This window comes from Nocardia yunnanensis (assembly GCF_003626895.1).
GTDB classification, from domain to species: domain Bacteria; phylum Actinomycetota; class Actinomycetes; order Mycobacteriales; family Mycobacteriaceae; genus Nocardia; species Nocardia yunnanensis.
In genome coordinates, this window is the sequence record NZ_CP032568.1 from 6,226,999 (window position 1) to 6,246,986 (window position 19,988).

18 protein-coding genes are annotated in these 19,988 nt (G+C 68.4%); 16 read left to right on the forward strand and 2 right to left on the reverse strand.

What is annotated here, in order from left to right; all coding sequences use genetic code 11:
- Positions 1–24: 24 nt before the first annotated feature.
- The 3 genes from D7D52_RS29150 (at position 25) to D7D52_RS29160 (ending at position 3,160) form a co-directional block, all read left to right on the forward strand.
- Positions 25–990 (forward strand): ABC transporter ATP-binding protein, encoded by a 966-nt coding sequence (locus tag D7D52_RS29150; RefSeq protein WP_120741462.1) that lies wholly within the window; start codon positions 25–27, stop codon positions 988–990.
- Positions 990–1,808: an ABC transporter permease gene (locus tag D7D52_RS29155; RefSeq protein WP_120741463.1), complete on the forward strand. Its 819-nt coding sequence runs from the start codon at positions 990–992 to the stop codon at positions 1,806–1,808. The genes D7D52_RS29150 and D7D52_RS29155 overlap by 1 nt, the downstream gene beginning before the upstream one ends.
- 587 nt (positions 1,809–2,395) lie before the next feature.
- Positions 2,396–3,160 (forward strand): adenylate/guanylate cyclase domain-containing protein, encoded by a 765-nt coding sequence (locus D7D52_RS29160; RefSeq protein ID WP_425464696.1) that lies wholly within the window; start codon positions 2,396–2,398, stop codon positions 3,158–3,160.
- 33 nt (positions 3,161–3,193) lie between these two features.
- Here D7D52_RS29160 and D7D52_RS29165 read toward each other — a convergent pair whose 3' ends face one another.
- A complete protein-coding gene (locus D7D52_RS29165) occupies positions 3,194–3,352 on the reverse strand; it encodes a hypothetical protein (RefSeq protein ID WP_162958628.1) in 159 nt (52 codons plus the stop codon).
- Between the two features lie 145 nt (positions 3,353–3,497).
- On the opposite strand from D7D52_RS29165, the gene D7D52_RS29170 reads away from it, so the two are divergent.
- From D7D52_RS29170 to D7D52_RS29205, 8 genes are all read left to right on the forward strand, one after another.
- Positions 3,498–5,213: an acyclic terpene utilization AtuA family protein gene (locus tag D7D52_RS29170; RefSeq protein ID WP_120741467.1), complete on the forward strand. Its 1,716-nt coding sequence runs from the start codon at positions 3,498–3,500 to the stop codon at positions 5,211–5,213.
- 121 nt (positions 5,214–5,334) lie between these two features.
- Positions 5,335–6,483, forward strand: coding sequence for an acyl-CoA dehydrogenase family protein (locus D7D52_RS29175; RefSeq protein WP_120744542.1), 1,149 nt, complete (start codon positions 5,335–5,337; stop codon positions 6,481–6,483).
- Positions 6,480–8,084 carry an acyl-CoA carboxylase subunit beta gene (locus D7D52_RS29180; RefSeq protein ID WP_120741469.1) on the forward strand — a complete coding sequence of 535 codons (1,605 nt, stop codon included), beginning with the start codon at positions 6,480–6,482 and terminating at the stop codon, positions 8,082–8,084. Before D7D52_RS29175 ends, D7D52_RS29180 begins: the two co-directional genes overlap by 4 nt.
- A gap of 8 nt (positions 8,085–8,092) precedes the next feature.
- A complete protein-coding gene (locus tag D7D52_RS29185) occupies positions 8,093–10,129 on the forward strand; it encodes an acetyl/propionyl/methylcrotonyl-CoA carboxylase subunit alpha (protein WP_120741471.1) in 2,037 nt (678 codons plus the stop codon).
- Positions 10,130–10,132: 3 nt separating this feature from the next.
- Complete coding sequence (locus D7D52_RS29190; RefSeq protein ID WP_120741473.1) at positions 10,133–11,296, forward strand: acyl-CoA dehydrogenase family protein; 1,164 nt, start codon at positions 10,133–10,135, stop codon at positions 11,294–11,296.
- A complete protein-coding gene (locus D7D52_RS29195; RefSeq protein ID WP_120741475.1) occupies positions 11,296–12,078 on the forward strand; it encodes an enoyl-CoA hydratase family protein in 783 nt (260 codons plus the stop codon). The genes D7D52_RS29190 and D7D52_RS29195 overlap by 1 nt, the downstream gene beginning before the upstream one ends.
- Positions 12,079–12,100: 22 nt before the next feature.
- Entirely contained in the window at positions 12,101–12,715 is a 615-nt protein-coding gene (locus D7D52_RS29200) for a TetR/AcrR family transcriptional regulator (protein ID WP_120741477.1), read from the forward strand.
- 183 nt (positions 12,716–12,898) lie between these two features.
- The gene (locus tag D7D52_RS29205; RefSeq protein ID WP_162958629.1) at positions 12,899–13,879 is read left to right on the forward strand and encodes a M48 family metallopeptidase; all 981 of its coding nucleotides are present in this window, start codon (positions 12,899–12,901) and stop codon (positions 13,877–13,879) included.
- 244 nt (positions 13,880–14,123) lie between these two features.
- On the opposite strand, the gene D7D52_RS29210 is transcribed toward D7D52_RS29205, so the two are convergent.
- Entirely contained in the window at positions 14,124–15,269 is a 1,146-nt protein-coding gene (locus D7D52_RS29210; protein ID WP_120741481.1) for a GTP-binding protein, read from the reverse strand.
- A gap of 71 nt (positions 15,270–15,340) precedes the next feature.
- On the opposite strand from D7D52_RS29210, the gene thiD reads away from it, so the two are divergent.
- The 5 genes from thiD to D7D52_RS38130 all read left to right on the forward strand — a co-directional run bounded on the left by thiD (position 15,341) and on the right by D7D52_RS38130 (position 19,984).
- Positions 15,341–16,192: a bifunctional hydroxymethylpyrimidine kinase/phosphomethylpyrimidine kinase gene (thiD, locus tag D7D52_RS29215; RefSeq protein WP_120741483.1), complete on the forward strand. Its 852-nt coding sequence runs from the start codon at positions 15,341–15,343 to the stop codon at positions 16,190–16,192.
- A gap of 76 nt (positions 16,193–16,268) precedes the next feature.
- Positions 16,269–17,513: a bifunctional glycosyltransferase family 2/GtrA family protein gene (locus D7D52_RS29220; protein ID WP_120741485.1), complete on the forward strand. Its 1,245-nt coding sequence runs from the start codon at positions 16,269–16,271 to the stop codon at positions 17,511–17,513.
- Positions 17,510–17,659 carry a hypothetical protein gene (locus D7D52_RS38125; protein WP_162958630.1) on the forward strand — a complete coding sequence of 50 codons (150 nt, stop codon included), beginning with the start codon at positions 17,510–17,512 and terminating at the stop codon, positions 17,657–17,659. The genes D7D52_RS29220 and D7D52_RS38125 overlap by 4 nt, the downstream gene beginning before the upstream one ends.
- Positions 17,656–19,680 carry a glycosyltransferase family 39 protein gene (locus D7D52_RS29225; RefSeq protein WP_120741487.1) on the forward strand — a complete coding sequence of 675 codons (2,025 nt, stop codon included), beginning with the start codon at positions 17,656–17,658 and terminating at the stop codon, positions 19,678–19,680. The genes D7D52_RS38125 and D7D52_RS29225 overlap by 4 nt, the downstream gene beginning before the upstream one ends.
- Before the next feature lie 151 nt (positions 19,681–19,831).
- On the forward strand, positions 19,832–19,984 hold the full coding sequence (locus D7D52_RS38130) for a hypothetical protein (protein WP_162958631.1): 153 nt from the start codon (positions 19,832–19,834) through the stop codon (positions 19,982–19,984).
- Positions 19,985–19,988: the final 4 nt, after the last annotated feature.

Consider the following 19,988-nt stretch of genomic DNA (forward strand, 5'->3'; position numbering starts at 1 on the left):
CGGATTTGGGGAAGACTGGGCGTCATGATCGAACTGAGAGGCCTGACCAAACACTACGGGCAGACCGTCGCGGTGTCGGACCTGTCGTTCACGGTCCCGCCGGGCCAGGTGACCGGCTTCCTCGGCCCGAACGGCGCGGGTAAATCGACCACCATGCGCATGATCCTCGGCCTGGATCAGCCGACGTCCGGGTCCGCGCTGGTCAACGGCAAGCCGTATCACGAGCTGAAGCGTCCGCTGGAGGCCGTCGGCGCCCTGCTGGACGCGAAGTGGGTGCACCCCAACCGTTCCGCGCGCTCGCATCTGCGCTGGATGGCCGCCTCGAACGATATTCCGCAGTCGCGGGTGGAGGAGGTGCTGCGCCTGGTCGGCCTCTCGGAGGTGGCCAACAAGAACGCGGGCGGTTTCTCCCTCGGCATGTCGCAGCGGCTGGGCCTGGCGGGCGCGCTGCTCGGCGATCCGCAGGTGCTGCTGTTCGACGAGCCGGTCAACGGCCTGGATCCGGAGGGCATCCTGTGGATCCGCCGCTTCATGCAGCGGCTGGCGGGCGAGGGCCGCACCGTGCTGGTGTCGAGCCACCTGCTCAGCGAAATGGCCCAGACCGCCGAACATCTCATCGTGATCGGCCGGGGTCGCCTCATCGCCGACACCACCACCAAGGATTTCATCGAGAAGGCGTCGGAACAGTCGGTGCGCGTGCGCAGTCCGCAGCTGGATCAGCTGCGCAGCCTGCTCACCTCCAACGGCATGACGGTCCGCGAGGAGGGCGCCGCGTCCGCCGGCAAGGATGCCGGGTCCGAGAGCCCGGCCCTGGTGGTCGCGGGCGTCACCAGTGACGCGGTCGGAAAACTGGCCGGCGCCAACGACATCACGCTCTACGAGCTGTCGCCGCAGCGGGCCTCGCTGGAGGAGGCGTTCATGCGCATGACCGGTGGCGCGGTGCAGTACCACGGCGAAGGCTTCGATCAGGTTATGGGAGGTGCGCTCTGATGGGAGTGCTCGCGGCGGAAAGAATCAAGCTCACCTCGACCAGGTCCCCGATCTGGTGCACGGCGCTGCTGGTGGTGTTCGCGGTGGGTATCGCGGCCCTGTTCAGCCTGGCGCTGAACGCGTCCTGGAACGCCTACCAGGATCAGCTCGCGCAGGGGAAGATGACCCCGGCCGACGCCCCCTACGCGGAGAATTCGGTGGCGGGTCTGGGCATCACCGGTCTGGCGCAAGGGGTTCCGGGCTTCGGGTACCTGATGGTCATGATCCTGGCGGCCCTGGCCGTCACCAGCGAATACCGCTTCGGCACGATCAAGACCACCTTCCTCGCCATCCCCAACCGGACCGGTGTGCTGCTCACCAAGGCCGGTGTTATCGGGGTTGCTATGGCGTTGCTGAGCGCGGTGTTGACGTTCGTCGGATTCTTCATCTTCAAGGCCATCGTCACCCACGACGCCGGCAGCCATCTCAGCCTGAGCTCCGGTGATCTGCGGGTCTTCTACGCGGTGCCGCTGTTCATCCTGCTGGTGGTGTTCCTGGCGGTCGGCGTCGGCGCGCTGATCCGGCAGTCGGCGGGCGCGTTGTCGCTGCTCATCGTGTGGCCGGTGATTCTCGAGCCCATGGTCGGCGCGTTCGGCAAGATCGGCCGCGAGATCCAGGTGCTGCTGCCGTTCCAGAACGCGGGCCTGTTCCTGGGCACCGTGGACGAGAAGTCCTCGTACTGGCACTGGGGGCCGTGGGGCGGCTTCGTCTACTTCGCCATCTTCTCCCTGATCGTGTTCGGCGTGGCGCTGTTCGTGGTGAACAAGCGCGACGCCTAGCGGGAGACACAGACCCTGCCCGGGGAGCCGCGGGCCACTGCCCGGCCCGTGGCGCACATCGGCCCGATACGGAATTCCGTATCGGGCCGATGTCGTTGGTGCGGGGGTAACAGTGTGTAAAGACTTTCGCTTCCGGCCGGAAAAGCCTGGCCATGGAACTGGACGGTCGATAGCATCTCCTCAGCAACCAAAACACTCAAACATCGGCGGGCCCAACGACGCGGCCGCTAGCACCGATCGGGAGGTGTCAGGTGGCAATCATCGATCCATCCCATGGCGGAACCCTGGGATACGCTCTGGGCGTGAGCGAACGACCCTCCGACGGCGGTGAACGCGCCCCAGACGCGAACCGTACGGACGGACTGGGAACCGATCGCAACCGGTCGCGCGGCGCCAACGGCAAGTTCAGCGGCAAATCGCGCAACGCGGCCGGCGGGTCCGGTGAGGGGAACGACAGCCGTGCGCGCGAACCCCGTATCGACCCGGACGTGGTCATTCCCTTGATTCCCGCCGAGCTCTCCGCGGACGTCGACGAGACCGCGGAGGAGCAGCCGCGCCGCCGCTTCCCCGGGCAACTGTCGGCCATCATGAACGCCGCCAACCAGCGCGGTGACATCATCGGCGCCATTCGCAAGGCCCGCGAGAACCTGCCGGGCGATCCCGCCTTCGGCGACCCACTGTCGGTCAGCGGGCCGGGCGGCGCCCGCGCGGTGGCGCGGGCCGCCGACAAGCTGGTCGGGGATTCGCCCAGCGCGGCAAAGGAATTGGGACTGGGCGCGCTACAGGTCTGGCAGGCCATGCTCGAGCGGGTCGGGCGCGGGCGCGGCACCCAGGAGGTCACCATCATGTTCACCGACCTGGTGGCCTTCTCCAGCTGGTCGCTGTCGGCCGGCGACGAGGTGACCCTGGACCTGTTGCGCCGGGTCGCCAAGGCCATCGAGCCGCCCATCAACGATCGCGGCGGCCAGGTGGTCAAGCGCATGGGCGACGGCGTGATGGCCGTGTTCCCCTCCGCCGACCGGGCCGTGCGCGCGGCGGTGGCGGCCAAGGAGAACCTCGCGGCCGTCTCCGTGGACGGCTACCGCCCGCAGATGCGCCTGGGTCTGCACACCGGCAGCCCGCGCGAGATCGGCGGCGACTGGCTCGGCATCGACGTCAATATCGCGGCGCGGGTCATGGAGGCAGGCGGCAATGGCAACACCATGCTCTCCGGCGCGACCCTGGACGCCCTGAAACCGGAAACCCTCGAGGAACTCGGCCTGGGCGTAAAGCCCTATCGCCGCAGCTTTTTCGCGGCCCCCCTCAGCGGCGTCCCCGACGACCTCCGCATCTTCCGCCTCGAAGCGGAGTAGATATTCGGGCCGAGTATCTACTCGGTCATGGAGCTACTTGGTCATATAGAGGACCGCGCCCACGGCCGCCAGCACCCCGCACACGCCGAGCGCGATGGCCACCGGGCGCGAGTTCTTGAACAGTGAGTACGCCCCGCCGAGCAGGAATCCGGCGAGGGCGAGCAGGACGATGGCGGTGACGTCTATGGACACCCGATCAGTCTGCCCGACGCTCGCCGCCACGCCGCGCACCGGTCCTGAGCTGGGCTTCAGATAAATAACAAGCACGCGGGCTTGCTTTTTTCGAGCCTCGATGTGACCCTGTACACGACTGCAGCGGTGCACAGGGAGGCCCTTCATGAGTCAGCTCGCCGACACTCCGGACCTGATCCGGATCGGCAACTGTTCCGGTTTCTACGGCGATCGGGCGAGTGCCATGCGGGAGATGCTCGAGGGCGGTGATCTCGATGTGCTCACCGGCGACTATCTGGCCGAGCTCACCATGCTCATCCTGGGCCGCGACCGCATGAAGGACGCGAACCTCGGATACGCCAAAACCTTTGTGCGGCAACTGGAGGACAGCCTCGGGCTGGCCTTGGACCGGGGCGTGAAGATCGTCACCAATGCGGGCGGCCTGAACCCGGCCGGACTGGCGCAGCGCGTGCGGGAGGTGGCCGAAAAGCTCGGTCTCGCACCGAAGGTCGCGTATGTGACCGGTGACGATCTGCTGGCGCGGGCCGCCGAACTGGGCCTCGGAACACCGTTGACCGCCAATGCCTATCTGGGCGCGTGGGGAATCGCCGAATGCTTGACCGCCGGCGCGGACATCGTGGTGACCGGCCGGGTCACCGACGCCTCGGTGGTGGTCGGCCCCGCCGCCGCGCACTTCGGTTGGAGCCGAACCGATTACGACGCGCTCGCGGGCGCGGTGGTCGCGGGACACGTCATCGAGTGCAGCACCCAGGCCACCGGCGGGAATTTCGCCTTTTTCACCGAGATCGCCGATCTGGGGCGGCCCGGCTTCCCGATCGCCGAGGTGCGCCGGGACGGCAGCAGTGTGATCACCAAGCACGAGGGCACCGGCGGCGCGGTCACCGTGGACACGGTGAAAGCCCAGCTCATGTACGAGATCCAGAGCGCCCGCTACGCCGGGCCGGATGTCACCACCCGTCTCGACAGCATCCAGGTCAGCCCGGACGGCCCGGATCGTGTGCTGATCAGCGGTGTCACCGGCGAGGCCCCGCCGCCGCAGACGAAGGTCTCCACCAACACCATCGGCGGCTTCCGCAACGAGATGGCGTTCATCCTCACCGGCCTCGACATCGAGGCGAAAGCCGCACTGGCGCAACGGCAGCTGGAATCCTGGCTGACCGTGCGGCCCGCCGAGCTGGACTGGACCCTGGCCCGCCTGGACCGCCCGGACGCCGAGACCGAGGAACAGGCCAGCGCCCTGCTGCGCTGCGTGGTGCGCGACCCGGACCCGAACAAGGTGGGCCGCAACTTCTCCAGCGTCGCAGTCGAATTGGCGCTCGCGAGCTTCCCCGGCTTCTCGCTGACGGCCCCACCCGGCAATGGCGGCCCCTACGGCGTCTTCACCCCGGGTTACGTGGACTCCAAGGAGATTCCGCACACCGCGGTCCTGCCCGACGGCTCGCAGATCGCCATCGCCCCGGCGGGGGAGACCCTGGAGCTGGACGAGGTCGCCGAACCCGAACTGCCGCAGCCGCTTCCCGCCGGCGAGACCACCCGCGCCCCGCTGGGCAGGATCGTCCTGGCCCGCAGCGGCGACAAGGGTGGCAACGCGAATATCGGCGTCTGGGTCCGCACCGAGGATCAGTGGCGCTGGCTGGTGCACACCCTCACCGTCGAGGAACTGCGCCGCCTGCTGCCCGAGACCGCCGCGTTGCCGGTGACCCGGCACGTGCTGCCGAACCTGCGGGCGCTCAACTTCATCGTCGAAGGTCTGCTGGGACAGGGCGTGGCCTATCAGGCCCGTTTCGACCCGCAGGCCAAGGGCCTGGGCGAGTGGCTGCGGGCCCGGTATCTGGACATTCCCGTGGAGCTGCTGCCGTGAGCGGCCCGCGGCGCGACGGACATACCTCCCAGGCGCGACCGTGCGGACCTGGGGTGCGAAGTGGTGACCGGCGAGGGTTCGGCCTCGCGGAAGGGAACGAGGCGGTATGAGCGCCGAGTACGTGGACCCCTGGCAGACGCCCGAGCGGCGCGAATTGCGCGCCACCGTGCGCGGATTCGCCGAACGCGAGGTGCTGCCGTACCTGGACGAGTGGGAGCGGGAGGGCCTGCTCCCGCGCGAGCTGCACAAGAAGGCGGGTGCGCTCGGGCTGCTGGGTATTCAGTTCCCGGAAGCCGCGGGCGGTGCCGGCGGGGACGGTATCGACGCGGCCATCGTGGCCGAGGAGATGCATTACGCGGGCTGCTCGGGCGGCCTGTTCGCCTCCCTGTTCACCTGCGGTATCGCGGTGCCGCACCTCATTGCCTCCGGGAACGCCGAGCACATCGAGCGCTGGGTGAAGCCGACGCTGGCGGGGGAGAAGATCGGGTCGCTGGCCATTACCGAGCCGGGCGGCGGGTCGGATGTCGGGCATCTGCGGACCACCGCGGTGCGCGACGGTGACGAGTTCATCGTGAACGGGTCGAAGACCTTCATCACCTCCGGGGTGCGGGCGGACTTCGTGGTGACGGCGGTGCGCACGGGCGGCCCCGGCGCGGCCGGTGTGTCGCTGCTCGTGGTCGAGAAGGGCGCGCCCGGATTCACGGTCAGCCGCAAGCTGGAGAAGATGGGCTGGCTGTGCTCCGACACCGCCGAACTGTCGTATGTCGATGTGCGGGTGCCGGTCTCGAACCTGGTGGGCGCGGAGAACAGCGGATTCGCCCAGATCGCACAGGCTTTCGTGAGTGAGCGGGTGGGTCTGGCCGTGCAGGCGTACGGGCACGCGCAGCGCTGCCTGGACCTGACCCTGCAGTGGACGCGCGATCGCGAGACCTTCGGCCGCCCGCTGATCAGCCGCCAGGCCGTGCAGAACACGCTGTCGGAGATGGCGCGCCGCATCGACGTCGCGCGGGTGTACACCCATCATCTGGCCGAGCGCGCCGCCCGCGGCGAGACCGACCTGATCGCCGAGGTGTGCTTCGCCAAGAACACCGCCGTGGAGACCGCGGAATGGGTTGCGCACCAGGCGGTCCAGCTCTTCGGCGGCCTCGGCTACATGCGTGAGTCCGAAGTCGAACGCCACTACCGGGATGTCCGCATTCTGGGCATCGGCGGCGGCACCAACGAAATCCTGACCAGCCTCGCGGCCAAGCGATTGGGGTTCCAGTCTTGACCATCCTGCGCACGTCCCTAGACCCGAAATCGGCGGACTATCAGGCCGCCGCCGAGGCCATGACCACCAAGCTGGCCGAGGTGGAGGCCGAATACGCCAAGAACATCGCGGGCGGCGGCCCGGACAAGATGGCGCGGCATCGCAAGCGCGGCAAGCTGACCGCGCGCGAGCGCATCGAACTGCTCATCGACGAGGATTCGCCGTTCCTGGAGCTGGCCCCGCTGGCCGCCTGGGGCAGCGACTTCCACGTGGGCGCCAGCGTGATCGCGGGCATCGGCATTGTCGAGGGCGTCGAATGCATGATCGTCGCGCCCGATCCGACCGTGCGCGGCGGCACCTCGAACCCGTGGACGCTGCGCAAGAACCTGCGCATGAACGACATCGCACTCGAGAACCGGCTGCCGGTGATCGGCCTGGTCGAGTCCGGCGGCGCGGATCTGCCCACGCAGAAAGAGGTCTTCGTCCCCGGCGGGCGCATGTTCCGGGACCTCACGCGCCTGTCCGCCGCCGGAATCCCCACCATCGCACTGGTTTTCGGCAACTCCACAGCCGGCGGCGCCTACATCCCGGGCATGTCCGATTACACGGTCATGATCAAGGAGCGCTCCAAGGTGTTCCTGGGCGGTCCGCCGCTGGTGAAGATGGCCACCGGTGAGGAGTCCGACGACGAATCGCTGGGCGGTGCGGAAATGCACGCCCGCACCTCGGGTCTGGCCGATTATCTGGCCGTGGACGAACAGGACGCGATCCGGCTGGGCCGGTCCATCGTCAAGCGGCTGAACTGGCGCAAGCAGGGCCCGGCGGCGCGGCCGATCGATCAGATCATCGAACCGCTCTACGACCAGGAGGAGCTGCTCGGCATCGTGCCGGGTGACCTCAAGATCCCGTTCGACCCGCGCGAGGTCATCGCCCGCGTGGTGGACGGCTCCGATTTCGACGAGTTCAAACCGCTCTACGGTTCCAGCCTGGTCACCGGCTGGGCCGAACTGCACGGCTACCCGGTCGGGATTCTGGCCAATGCGCGCGGCGTGCTGTTCTCCGAGGAGGCGCAGAAGGCGGCGCAGTTCATCCAGCTGGCCAACCAGTCGAACACGCCATTGCTGTTCCTGCACAACACGACCGGCTACATGGTCGGCAAGGAGTACGAGCAGAAGGGCATCATCAAGCACGGCGCGATGATGATCAACGCGGTATCGAATTCGAAGGTGCCGCACATCTCGCTGCTCATGGGCGCGTCCTACGGCGCGGGTCATTACGGCATGTGCGGGCGGGCCTACGATCCGCGCTTCGTATTCGCCTGGCCCAGTGCGAAATCCGCCGTCATGGGCGGGGCGCAGCTGGCGGGCGTCATCTCGATCGTCGGCCGGGCCGCCAACGAGGCGCGCGGCATCCCGTTCAACGAGGAGCAGGACGCCGGGCTGCGCGCCATGATCGAGGCGCAGATCGAGGCCGAATCGCTGCCCATGTTCATGTCGGGGCGACTCTACGACGACGGCGTGATCGACCCGCGTGACACCCGCACGGTCTTGGGAATGGCGTTGTCCGCCATCCACAATTCCCCGATCAAGGGCGCCGAGGGCTTCGGCGTCTTCCGGATGTGAGGCCAGACATGACAGTATCGCGAAGCGATTCCCACAGGGGTGGTGGCGGGGCGACGGGCGGGCTCACGAACGTTCTGGTCGCCAATCGCGGTGAGATCGCGCGGCGGGTTTTCGCGACGTGCCGTCGCATGGGCATCGCGACCACCGCCGTCTATTCGGATGCGGATGCCAACGCGCCGCATGTGGCCGAGGCCGACGCCGCGATTCGCCTGCCGGGCAACACCCCCGGCGAAACCTACTTGCGCTCGGAACTGATCATCGAGGCCGCGCTGGCCGCCGGCGCCGACGCCATCCACCCCGGCTACGGATTCCTCTCCGAGAACGCCGAATTCGCGAAGGCCGTGCTCGCCGCGGGCCTGACCTGGATCGGCCCGCCGGTCGCCGCCATCGAGCAGATGGGCTCCAAGGTCGAGTCCAAGAAGATGATGGACGCCGCCGGTGTCCCCGTCCTCAAGCAGCTGGACCCGGCCGAGGTCACCGCCGACATGCTGCCGGTGCTGATCAAGGCGTCCGCCGGCGGCGGTGGCCGCGGCATGCGTGTCGTGCGCGAATTGTCCGAGCTGACACCGCAAATCGAGGCGGCGCAGCGCGAGGCCGCCTCCGCCTTCGGCGACCCAACTGTGTTCTGTGAGCGCTACCTCGAGACCGGTCGCCACATCGAAGTCCAGGTCATGGCCGACACGCACGGCACGGTGTGGGCGGTCGGCGAGCGGGAATGCTCGATCCAGCGCCGCCACCAGAAGGTCGTCGAAGAAGCGCCGTCGCCGCTGGTCGAGAAGATCGACGGGATGCGGGCGCGGCTGTTCGAGGCGGCGCGCCTGGCATCGGAAGCCATCGGCTACGAGGGCGCCGGCACCGTCGAATTCCTCGCCGACGAGAAGGGCGATTTCTTCTTCCTGGAGATGAATACCCGTCTGCAGGTGGAACATCCGGTCACCGAGCAGGTCACCGGCCTGGATCTGGTGCGGTTGCAACTCCAGGTGGCGACCGGTCGCCCGCTGCCCGCACGGCAGCCCGAGATGCGTGGACACTCCATCGAGGTGCGCCTCTACGCCGAGGACCCGGCTCATGACTGGCAGCCGCAGTCCGGCCCGGTGCACAAGCTCGACATCCCCGGCACCCGAGGCGAATTCACCGTGCTGACCGAGCCGGGTGTGCGCCTGGACACCGGTGTGGTGGACGGCTCGGTGGTGGGCGTGCACTACGACCCCATGCTCTCCAAGGTCATCTCCTTCGCCGAGACCCGTGACGAGGCCGCGCATCTGCTCGCGAGCGCGTTGCAGCGGGCCAAGATTCACGGCCTGGTCACCAATCGCGACCTGCTGGTTCGCGTGCTGCGGCATCCGGCGTTCCTCGCGGGTGACACCGATACCGCCTTCTTCGCCACCCACGACCTCGAGAAGCTTTCGGCCCCACTGGTTTCCGAGGCGGACGAAAAGCTGTCCATCGTGGCCGCCGCGCTCGCGGACGCCGCCGCCAACCGTCAAGCGGCCCGGGTGGGTCGCGGCCTGCCCAGCGGCTGGCGCAATCTGCCGTCGCAGGCGCAGTCCAAGTCCTACGAGTCCCGTCTGACCGGCAAGCACGAGGTGCGCTACCGCATCACCCGCGCGGGCCTCGAGGTCGAAGGCTTCGAAGGTCTCGAATTGCTCGAAGCCACACCGGAACTGGTGATTCTCCAGGTCGCCGGCGAGCGCGGCCCGGTGCGCCGGCGCTTCGAGATCGCCCGCTACGGCGATCTGGTCGCGGTGGACTCCCCGCTGGGCCCGGTGGCGGTGCGCCGCCTGCCGCGCTTCGAGGATCCGGCCGATCAGGTCGCGGAGGGCTCGTTGCTGGCCCCGATGCCGGGCGCGGTCATCCGCGTGGGCGCGGCGGTCGGCGACCGGCTCGAGAAGGGCCAGCCGATCCTGTGGCTGGAGGCGATGAAGATGGAGCACACCATTGCCGCCCCGGCCGCGGGCGTCCTCACCGAATTGAACGTTTCCGCCGGCCAGCAGGTCGAAGTCGGCGCGGTACTCGCCGTCGTGCACAGCGAAGAGCAGGAGTAGTCCATGAGTTTCATCGAGACCGACGAGCAGAAGCAACTGCGCGCCGCGGTGGCCAAACTGGCCGCCAAATACAACTTCCGCGACTACGCCGGTCCCAAGGCGCGCCGCAACGAGCCCTTCGACGAACTGTGGGACGAGGCGGGCAAGCTCGGCTTCCTGGGTGTGAACCTGCCCGAGGAGTACGGCGGCGGTGGCGCGGGTATCTACGAACTCGCCCTGGTCCAGGAGGAATTGGCGGCGCAGGGTTGCGGGCTGCTGCTCATGGTGGTGTCGCCGGCCATCTGCGGCACCATCATCACCAAGTACGGCACCGACGCGCAGAAGCAGCACTGGCTGACCAAGCTGGCCGACGGGTCGTCGAAGATGGTCTTCGGCATCACCGAGCCGGATGCCGGCTCCAACTCGCACAAGATCACCACCACCGCGCGGCGCGACGGCGACGACTGGATCCTCAACGGCCGCAAGATCTACATCTCCGGCGTGGACCAGGCCGAGGCCGTGCTCATCGTGGCGCGCAGCGAGAACGCCAAGACCGGCAATCTGCAGCCCGCGCTGTTCATCGTGCCCACCGACGCGCCCGGCTTCGTGAAGACGAAGCAGGAGATGGACATCATCGAACCGGACAACCAGTTCACGCTGTTCCTCGACGACGTGCGGCTGCCGTCCTCCGCGCTGGTCGGCCAGGAGGACGCGGCCATCGCGCAGCTGTTCGCGGGCCTGAACCCGGAACGCATCATGGGCGCGGCCATGGCGGTCGGCATGGGCCGCTACGCCATCGACGCGGCGGTGAAGTACGCCAAGGAGCGCGCGGTGTGGAAGGGCGCGCCGATCGGTTCGCACCAAGGCATTTCGCATCCGCTGGCCCAGGTGAAGATCGAACTGGAGCTGGCCAAGCTGATGATGCAGAAGGCCGCGTTCCTCTACGACTCCGGCGACGACTTCGGGGCCGCCGAGGCCGCGAACATGGCGAAATACGCTGCGGCGGAGGCCAGTATCAAGGCGCTCGATCAGGCCATCCAGACGCACGGCGGCTCCGGTCTCACCTCCGACGTGGGTCTCGCGGGCATGCTGGGAGCCGCGCGCATCGGGCGCGTGGCCCCGGTCTCGCGCGAAATGGTCCTCAACTTCGTGTCGCAGCATTCGCTGGGTCTGCCGAGGTCCTACTGATGGCCGACGCGCACGACGGGCCGTTCGTCCGCTACCAGGTGGCGGACGGATTCGCCACGCTCACACTGGATTCCCCGCACAACCGCAACGCCTTGTCCGCGCGGCTGGTGACCGAACTGCTCGAGGGGCTGGGCAAGGCGAGCGCCGACGACGCCGTGCGCGGCGTCATCCTCACCCACACCGGCAACACCTTCTGCGCGGGCGCGGACCTCAAGGAGGCGGTGGACGCCGACCCTGCGGCCGCCGCCGATCTGCGCACCCGGTGGATGATCTCGGTACTGCGCGACATCCTCGCCATGCCGAAACCCGTTGTGGCGCAGGTGAACGGCAATGTCCGCGCGGGCGGCATGGGGATCATCGCCGCCTGTGACGTGGTGGTCGCCGGGCGTGACAGCAGCTTCGGGCTCACCGAGGTCCGCATCGGGCTGGCCCCGTTCATGATCTCGCTGACCCTGCTGCCGCGCATGGCCCCGCGCGCGGCGGCGCGCTACTTCTCGACCGGCGAGACCTTCGACGCGGCCGAGGCCGAGCGGGTCGGCCTGATCACCGTGGCCGCCGACGATCCGGCCGCCGAGGTGCTGCGGCTGCGCGGCGAACTCCGCAAGGGCTCCCCGCAGGGCCTGGCCGAGGCCAAACGACTGGTCAACGCCGACCTGCTGACCGCCTTCGACCGCTCGGCCGAAGAACTCGCCAAACGCTCCGCGAGCTTCTTCGGCACCCCCGAGGTGATCGAGGGCATGACGGCATTCCTCCAGCGCCGCCCGGCCAGCTGGGCCGAATGACCGATAGGCAGAATTGACCCCCATGGCGACACCCCACGAACCCAAGCAGGACCGCAGCCGGGCCACCCGGCAGCGGCTGCTGGAGGCCACCATCGACTGCCTGGCCGAAACCGGCTGGGCGGCGGCCACGGTCGCGGTGGTGGCCGAACGGGCCGGGGTGTCGCGGGGCGCCGCCCAGCATCATTTCCCCACGCGCGAGGACCTGATCACCGCCGCCCTGGAGTACATGTTCGAGACCCGGATGGATCAGGCCAAGGCCGACGCGCTCGCCGTCGCCGACGTCGCCGAGGGCGTCTCGCGCACCGAGGCGGTGGTGTCGGGCCTGGTCGAGTCCTACACCAGCCCCCTGTTCAAAGCGGCCCTTCAAGTCTGGACCCACGCCGCCGCCGACCCGGTCCTGCGCGAACGCATCGTCCCCATGGAAGCCCGCTTCGGCCGCATCTCCCACCACATGGCCGTCGAAGCACTAGGCGTCGACGACGCCGACCCCGTCGCCCACCACCTAGTCCAAGCCACCCTCGACCTAGCCCGCGGCCTGGGCCTGGCCGACGTCCTCACCGACGACTCCCTGCGCCGCAAGGAAATCGTCCAACAATGGGCAGCCACCCTCCACACCGCCCTCACCACCCCCCACTGACCTTCCCGGCCCCTGAAATCGGGGGCGACCCGCCGCCGGTTCCCTTGCCTATCCTGGAGTTCAAGCAGTGGCGGGGAATCGGGCGGGGGCCACATGAATGCTCCGAGACTGGAATTCGCGGATTCGGACGGCCGGGCGGCCTATCGCACGCGGACGCGGTGGCGCAGTCGGCCATGGGCCCTGATGATGCTGCTCGTCGCCTGGCCGATCCCGCTCATGGTCGGACTGTTGCTGTTTCGCGTCGGCGCGCTGCTCGACCGCTGGGTGGGGTTCGGCCTGGTCGGCGTGTGGCTGTCGTTCGGACTGCTGATTCAGCTTGCCAAACCGATTCTCGGAACGGGTGATCCGCGGATGCCCCGAACGCCGACCCCCGAGGAGGCCGCCGTCCTGGCCCCGGCGTGGAGCGACGTGGTCGAGACGCTGGGTATCGACGAATCCGTCTATCACCTGGCGGTGCGGGACAAACAAGGATCGGACGGGGTGGCCGACCACCGGGGCGGCGGCTTCGTCATGATCTCCGCCGCCGCTGTGCACGAGTTCTCACCCGCCGAGTTGCGCGCATTGATGAGTCACGAGATCGGGCACCTCATCGGCGACGGCGGCACAATCGTCTTCGGATTGTCTTGGGAACTCACGGATTTGGCGCGGCAACCGTTCACAATCGTCCAGCGGGCCGTGTTCCGCATCGGATGGCCCGAATGGATCGGCCACATCGTGACGACGCTCCTGTGGCTCGGCCTCTACGCCGCCTTCGGCGCACTGCTGAACCACTGGTTCGGCCCGCTAGCGACGATCGGATTCGCGGTGGGCGCGCTCGTCCAGGGCATCGGCATCAACGGCATACGCCGCCGCAACCAACTCAACGCCGACCGCATCGCCGTCGACCTCGGACACGGCCCCAGCGCCCGCGCCATCCTCGACCGCCGAATGCGCTACGACAGACTCTCCCCACCCATGATCTGGTCCCAACCCCCCGCCCTCCGAGCATCCGCCTTCCTCCTCCGAAACCTCGGCCCCGAACCCTTCCAAGGCGTCCGCCTCCTAGCCATAGACAAACGCCTCCACGCCCGAACCCCCCGATGCCTGACAAGATCAGGGAGTCGTGAGGGAGGAGAAACGGGCGAAATTCCTCCGTCAGGGCTCCCTGATCTTGGTGGGTCGTAATAGGTCACCGGATCGGTCACGGTCCGCGGTGGGGTGTAGTGCTGTGGTATCGGTGGGGTGGCGGAATGGGTCCGCCGGTATTGGCAGTGAGGGAAACAGGTCATATGGAGATCATCGGGGTGCTGGCTACTCTGTTCGGCCAGGCTATGAACATCGCGAGTTTGGGGTCGGCGTACGCGAATTCCAAGCACTAGGGGTGGGTTGTGCATCGGCCCCGGATCGGGGCCGAGTATGCCGGGGGTTCTCACGCGTGATCGTGTGCCGGGGCCCAGGAGGGGAAGGGGTCGCGGTAGGTTCGCCATTCCTGTTGGCCCGCAGCCAGTTCGGCGTCGGTGAGCAAGGCTGATTCGAGTAGATCGCGGACGTGGGGGCGATCCAGTTTCACGCCGATGAACACGATTTCCTGGCTCGGTCGCATATCGAGGGCCTCCCAGTACGCGCCCGCCTCGAAGGTGAGGTTGGGGCCGGCCTGCGACCAGATGGCGGCGAGATCGGGGCGGGAGGCCAGCCAGAAGAATCCCTTGCTGCGCAGTAGGCGGTGTAACTGCAGCAAGGCGGCGTCCAAGCGTTCGGGGTGGAAGGGGCGGTCGGCGGTGAAAGTGAGACTGCTGATGCCGTATTCCTCGGTCTCGGGTGTGTGGCCGCCCGCCAATTCCTCGTCCCAGCCGTCGAATTGCGCCGCCAGATCGGGGTTGTAGCGGCCGGTGCCGAGTACCTCGGCCAGATCGACGACACCGTGCGCGGCGTGCACGACGCGCGCCGCGGGATTCAATCGGCGAATCGTCGCTTCCACTGTTCCCAGGGCGTTGGCGCTCACCAGATCGGTTTTGTTGAGCACCAGCACATTCGCGAATTCCACCTGATCGATGAGCAGGTCGGCGATCGTGCGCGCGTCACCGTCGCCCGCTTGCAGATTCCGTTCGGCCAGCGCCTGTCCCTTCACCACTTCCGAGAGGAAGGTGGAGCAGTCCACGACCGTGACCATGGTGTCCAGCCGTGCCAGCTCGCCGAGCCGGAAACCGTCCTCGAACTCCCACTCGAAGGTGGCGGCCACCGGCATGGGCTCGGAGATCCCGGTCGATTCGATGACCAGTTGATCGAATCGCCCCTCCCGCGCCAGCTTCGCGACCGAGTCGATGAGGTCCTCGCGCAGTGTGCAGCAGATGCAGCCGTTGGTGAGCTCGACCAGCTTCTCCTCGGTCCGGTCGAGGTGCCCCTGCCCCGCGACCAACGCGGCATCGATGTTCACCTCGCTCATGTCATTGACGATGACCGCCACCCGGCGGCCCTCCCGGTTGGCCAGGATGTGGTTGAGCAGGGTCGTCTTACCCGCGCCGAGAAAACCGGACAGCACGGTGACGGGCAGCGGGGCATGATGTTCCGAAGTCATGGCGCTAATGATAACGGTTTTCATTTAGGGCGCGCGTTCGGGCACGGTCGCGGCCCACTAGGGTTTGTGACGTGCAGCTCTTACCCCTCGCCCCTGATGGCGTCACTCCGGTTCGCGCGCTCACCATCGCGGGCACCGACTCCGGCGGCGGCGCGGGCATCCAGGCCGACTCCCGCACCATGGCCCTGTGCGGCGTGCACGCCTGCGTGGCCGTGGCCGCGGTGACCGTGCAGAACACCCTCGGCGTCAGCGGGTTCCACGAGATTCCGCCGCAGATCGTGGCCGACCAGGTGCGAACCGTGGTGGGCGACATCGGAATCGGCGCGGCCAAGACCGGCATGCTCGCCTCCACCGCCATCATCGAGGCGGTCGCCGGCGTGTGCCGCGAGGTCGGCATCGGCCGCGACGGCGATATCCCCTTGGTCGTGGACCCGGTCGCGGCGTCCATGCACGGCGACGCCCTCCTGCACGCCGAGGCCCTGGACGCGGTGCGCCACACCCTGATTCCGCTGGCCACCGTGGTCACCCCCAACCTGGACGAGGTCCGGCTCATCACCGGCATCGACGTGGTCGACGACGCGTCGGCTCGCAAGGCCGCCGAGGCGCTCATCGCGCTCGGGCCGCGGTGGGCCATCGTCAAGGGCGGTCACCTGCGCACCTCCGAGCAGTCCACCGATCTGCTCTTCGACGGCGAGGTCTTCCACGAGCTCCCGGCCCGCCGGCTGTCCACCGGCAACGATCACGGCGGCGGCGACACCCTGGCCGCGGCCATCTGTTGCGCGCTGGCGCACGGCTATTCGGTCCCGGATGCGGTGGCCTTCGCCAAGGAGTGGACCTTCCACTGCCTCGAAGCGTCCTACGACCTGGGCGCGGGACACGGACCGGTCTCCCCGTTGTGGCGGCTGCATCTCGATCGGAAGTAGGCCATATCACAGGCTCCCAGCAAGCTCCCAGGCAGGCCGCAGACTGATGTGAGTTCGGTGATCGAGATTGGTCACCATGAGCGACACGCAGACCGCCGTTCGGGCGGCGGAACCCGCAGCAGCAGTGACCGCGCCCGTCGTGGATGTGGTCGTTCCGGTCTACAACGAAGAGGTCGATCTCGGGCCCTGCGTGCGCAGACTGCACGCGTTCCTCACCCTCAACTTCCCGTTCACGGCGCGAATCACCATCGCCGACAACGCGTCCACCGACAGCACCCTCACCGTCGCCGAGCAACTGGCCGCTCAGCTGGACGGCGTGCGCGTGGTGCATCTGGATCGCAAGGGCCGCGGCCGCGCGCTGCGCGAAGTCTGGCAGTCCTCCGACGCGCAGATCGTCGCCTACATGGACGTGGATCTGTCCACCGACCTCAACGCGCTGCTGCCGCTGGTGGCGCCGCTGGTGTCCGGGCACTCCGACGTCGCCATCGGGACCCGGCTCGCCTCCTCGTCGCGGGTGGTGCGCGGACCCAAGCGCGAGATCATCTCCCGCTGCTACAACCTCATCCTGCGGGCCTCGCTGCAGGCCAAGTTCTCCGACGCGCAGTGCGGCTTCAAGGCCATGCGCGGTGACGTCGCCAAGCTGGTGCTGCCGCTGGTCGAGGACGGCGAATGGTTCTTCGACACCGAACTGCTGGTGCTGGCCGAACGCATCGGACTGCGCATCCATGAGGTGCCGGTGGACTGGATCGACGATCCGGACTCGCGCGTCGACATCATCGACACCGCGCGCAAGGATCTGCTCGGCGTCTGGCGGGTCGGCCGCGCCCTGACCTCCGGGCGACTGCCCATCAACGAACTGCGGGCCGCGATCGGCCGCGAACCGCTGGTGGAGGGCGTGCCGCTGGGCATGGTCGGGCAGCTGGTGCGCTTCGGCATCGTGGGCGTCACCTCGACGCTGGCCTACCTGCTGCTGTACGTGCTGCTGCAGGGCATCACCGGCGCGCAGGCGGCGAACTTCCTGGCGCTGCTGATCACCGCGATCGCCAATACCGCCGCCAACCGCGCCTTCACCTTCGGGGTGCGCGGTTCCAATCAGGCGGTGTCCCATCACTTCCAGGGCCTGATCATCTTCGCCGTGGGTCTCGCGCTGACCAGCGGCTCGCTGTACACGCTGCATCATTGGGCGCCCAACGCGGCCGTCCATCTGGAACTGGCGGTGCTGGTGATCGCCAACCTGGTCGCCACCCTGCTGCGATTCGTGGGCCTGCGCTGGGTGTTCCGCAATGCCGGCAAGCATCCGGTGCCCGAGGCGGTCCGGTGACCACCCTGCATCCCGCGCGCGCCGACGACGGATTCCGGCTGCTGCACGTCGATTTCCCCGGACGCCGCGAACACGGCGACCTGCCCTGCTGGCTCACACCGACCGACGAACACCCCGACCGCGACGACCGAGGAGGCGACCGATGACCGCGACACTGACCGAACGGCCGATCGCCCCACCCCCGGCCGAACCGCCCGCGGCACGCACCGGAGTGCGTGAATACGCGCTGCTGGCGGCCCTGCTCGTCGGCACCGGCATCGCCTATCTGTGGAATCTGTCGATCAACGGCTGGGCCAACTCGTTCTACGCCGCGGCGGTGCAGGCCGGTTCGGTGTCGTGGAAGGCGTTCTTCTTCGGCTCCTCCGACGCCGGCAACTCCATCACCGTGGACAAGACGCCACTGTCGTTGTGGCCCATGGAGATCTCCGTCCGCGTCTTCGGCCTGCACAGCTGGAGCATGCTGTTGCCGCAGGCGCTGCTGGGCGTCGCGTCGGTGGCGCTGCTGTGGGCGATCGTGCGCCGCGGCTTCGGCGCGCACGCCGGGCTGCTGGCCGGACTGGTGCTGGCGCTGACTCCCATTGCGGCCGTGATGTTCCGGTTCAACAACCCCGACGCCATGCTGGTGTTCCTCATGCTCGCCGCCGCCTGGGCCATGACCCGGGCGGTCGCCGACGGGCGCTGGCGGTGGCTGCTGCTGACCGGCGCCTTCATCGGACTGGGCTTCCTGGCCAAGCAGTTGCAGGTGCTGCTGGTGGTGCCCGCGCTGGCGCTGACCTACCTGATCGCGGGCCCGCCGAAGCTGGGCAAGCGCATCGCCCAGTTGTTCGGCGCGGCCGTCGCCATGGTGGCGGGCGCGGGCTGGTGGGTGCTGCTGGCCGAGCTGTGGCCGTCCTCGGATCGGCCGTACTTCGGTGGCTCGCAGCACAATTCGATCATCGAACTGACGCTGGGTTACAACGGGCTGGGTCGTCTCAACGGCGACGAGACCGGCAGTGTCGGCGGCTTCGGCGGCGGTGAGATGCCGACCGGCGGGGGCGGCATGTGGGGCACGCCCGGCATCGGGCGGCTGTTCGAACCGGCGCAGGCCGGTCAGATCGCCTGGCTGATTCCGGCCGCGCTGGTGCTGCTGGTCGTGGGACTCGTGTTGCGCGGCAAGGTGTCCCGCACCGATCCGCGGCGCGCGACGCTGATCCTGTTCGGCGGCTGGCTGCTGGGCACCGGGCTGGTGTTCAGCTTCATGAAGGGCATCTTCCACCCGTACTACACGGTGGCGCTGGCGCCCGGGGTGGCGGCGCTGGTCGGAGCGGGCTCCGTGCTCGCCTGGCAGCATCGCGATCGGGTGTGGGTGCGGCTCGCGATCGCGTTCGCGCTGGGTGCGACCACCGCGACGGCGTGGATCGTCCTGTCCCGCAGCACATCCTTCGTGCCGTGGCTGCGCTGGGTGGTGCTGGCCGGCGGCGTTCTCGCCACCGTGCTGATGCTGGTTCGCCTGCCGCGCAGGGCAAGTCTGGCCGTCGCGGCGGCCGCGGTGCTGGTCGGGCTGGCCGCTCCCACGGCCTACGCCATCGACGGCATCGCCACCGGTCATCAGGGGCCGATGCCCTCGGCCGGCCCGATGACCCGCGGCGGCTGGGGCCCCGGCCGCGGCGGCGACCACGGCATGCCCGGTGGCTTCCCGGGCGCGCCCGGCGGCCAGCAGGCGGGCGGACAGCACGGCACGCCCCACGGTGACGCCTCGAGCACCGCCGGAAACGACAGCGGCCCCGGCGGATTCGGCGGCGCGGCCGGCAACATGATGATGGCCAGCAAGCCCAGCGACCGCGTCACCGCGCTGCTGGAGGCCGACGGCTCGGACTACACCTGGGTGGCGGCAACCGTCTCCTCCAACTCGGCGGCCGGTTTCCAGCTGGCAACCCAGTTGCCGGTCATGCCGGTGGGTGGCTTCAACGGCAGTGACCCGTCCCCGACGTTGGCCCAGTTCCAGGAGTACGTGCAGGTCGGCCGCATCCACTACTTCATCGCCGGCAACCAGATGGGCGGTGAGCGCGGCAATGGAAACACCAAGAGCCAGAGCGCGCAGATCACCGCCTGGGTGAAGGACCACTTCAACTCCCAGGAAGTGGACGGCATCACCCTCTACGACCTGACCTCACCCACAACCTCATAACCGGCGGGCTTGCCACCGCCACCGCTGAGCGCTCGTGCCTTGGGGCCCGGGCGCTCAGCCTTATGCCCAACCCGTATCCCTGTACACCCCAATCGATCTCCCCCACTCGATAAAATCCCTGTGACGCCCACCACGATCCAGGGATCCCTCCATGGACACCCCACACCCCCTCAGCGATGACCACCGCGAAGCCTTCTGGCGCAGATCTGGCTGGCACCCCGCCCTCCCCGACTCCGAGCGCCGCACCCTGGAACTCCGCTGGGACGACGAATCCATCACCCTCGCAGAGATCTTCGGCTTCTGAATCA

Bases quoted from the DNA above. Each gene is read 5' to 3' on its own strand.
- D7D52_RS29170 (WP_120741467.1), top strand. From the start codon at position 3,498: ATGAGTCAGCTCGCCGACACTCCGGACCTGATCCGGATCGGCAACTGT.
- D7D52_RS29155 (WP_120741463.1), top strand. From the start codon at position 990: ATGGGAGTGCTCGCGGCGGAAAGAATCAAGCTCACCTCGACCAGGTCC.
- D7D52_RS29205 (WP_162958629.1), top strand. From the start codon at position 12,899: ATGATGCTGCTCGTCGCCTGGCCGATCCCGCTCATGGTCGGACTGTTG.
- D7D52_RS29160 (WP_425464696.1), top strand. From the start codon at position 2,396: ATGAACGCCGCCAACCAGCGCGGTGACATCATCGGCGCCATTCGCAAG.
- D7D52_RS29220 (WP_120741485.1), top strand. From the start codon at position 16,269: ATGAGCGACACGCAGACCGCCGTTCGGGCGGCGGAACCCGCAGCAGCA.
- D7D52_RS38130 (WP_162958631.1), top strand. From the start codon at position 19,832: ATGGACACCCCACACCCCCTCAGCGATGACCACCGCGAAGCCTTCTGG.
- D7D52_RS29150 (WP_120741462.1), top strand. From the start codon at position 25: ATGATCGAACTGAGAGGCCTGACCAAACACTACGGGCAGACCGTCGCG.
- D7D52_RS29195 (WP_120741475.1), top strand. From the start codon at position 11,296: ATGGCCGACGCGCACGACGGGCCGTTCGTCCGCTACCAGGTGGCGGAC.
- D7D52_RS29225 (WP_120741487.1), top strand. From the start codon at position 17,656: ATGACCGCGACACTGACCGAACGGCCGATCGCCCCACCCCCGGCCGAA.
- D7D52_RS29210 (WP_120741481.1), bottom strand. From the start codon at position 15,269: ATGACTTCGGAACATCATGCCCCGCTGCCCGTCACCGTGCTGTCCGGT.
- D7D52_RS29200 (WP_120741477.1), top strand. From the start codon at position 12,101: ATGGCGACACCCCACGAACCCAAGCAGGACCGCAGCCGGGCCACCCGG.
- D7D52_RS29190 (WP_120741473.1), top strand. From the start codon at position 10,133: ATGAGTTTCATCGAGACCGACGAGCAGAAGCAACTGCGCGCCGCGGTG.
- D7D52_RS29185 (WP_120741471.1), top strand. From the start codon at position 8,093: ATGACAGTATCGCGAAGCGATTCCCACAGGGGTGGTGGCGGGGCGACG.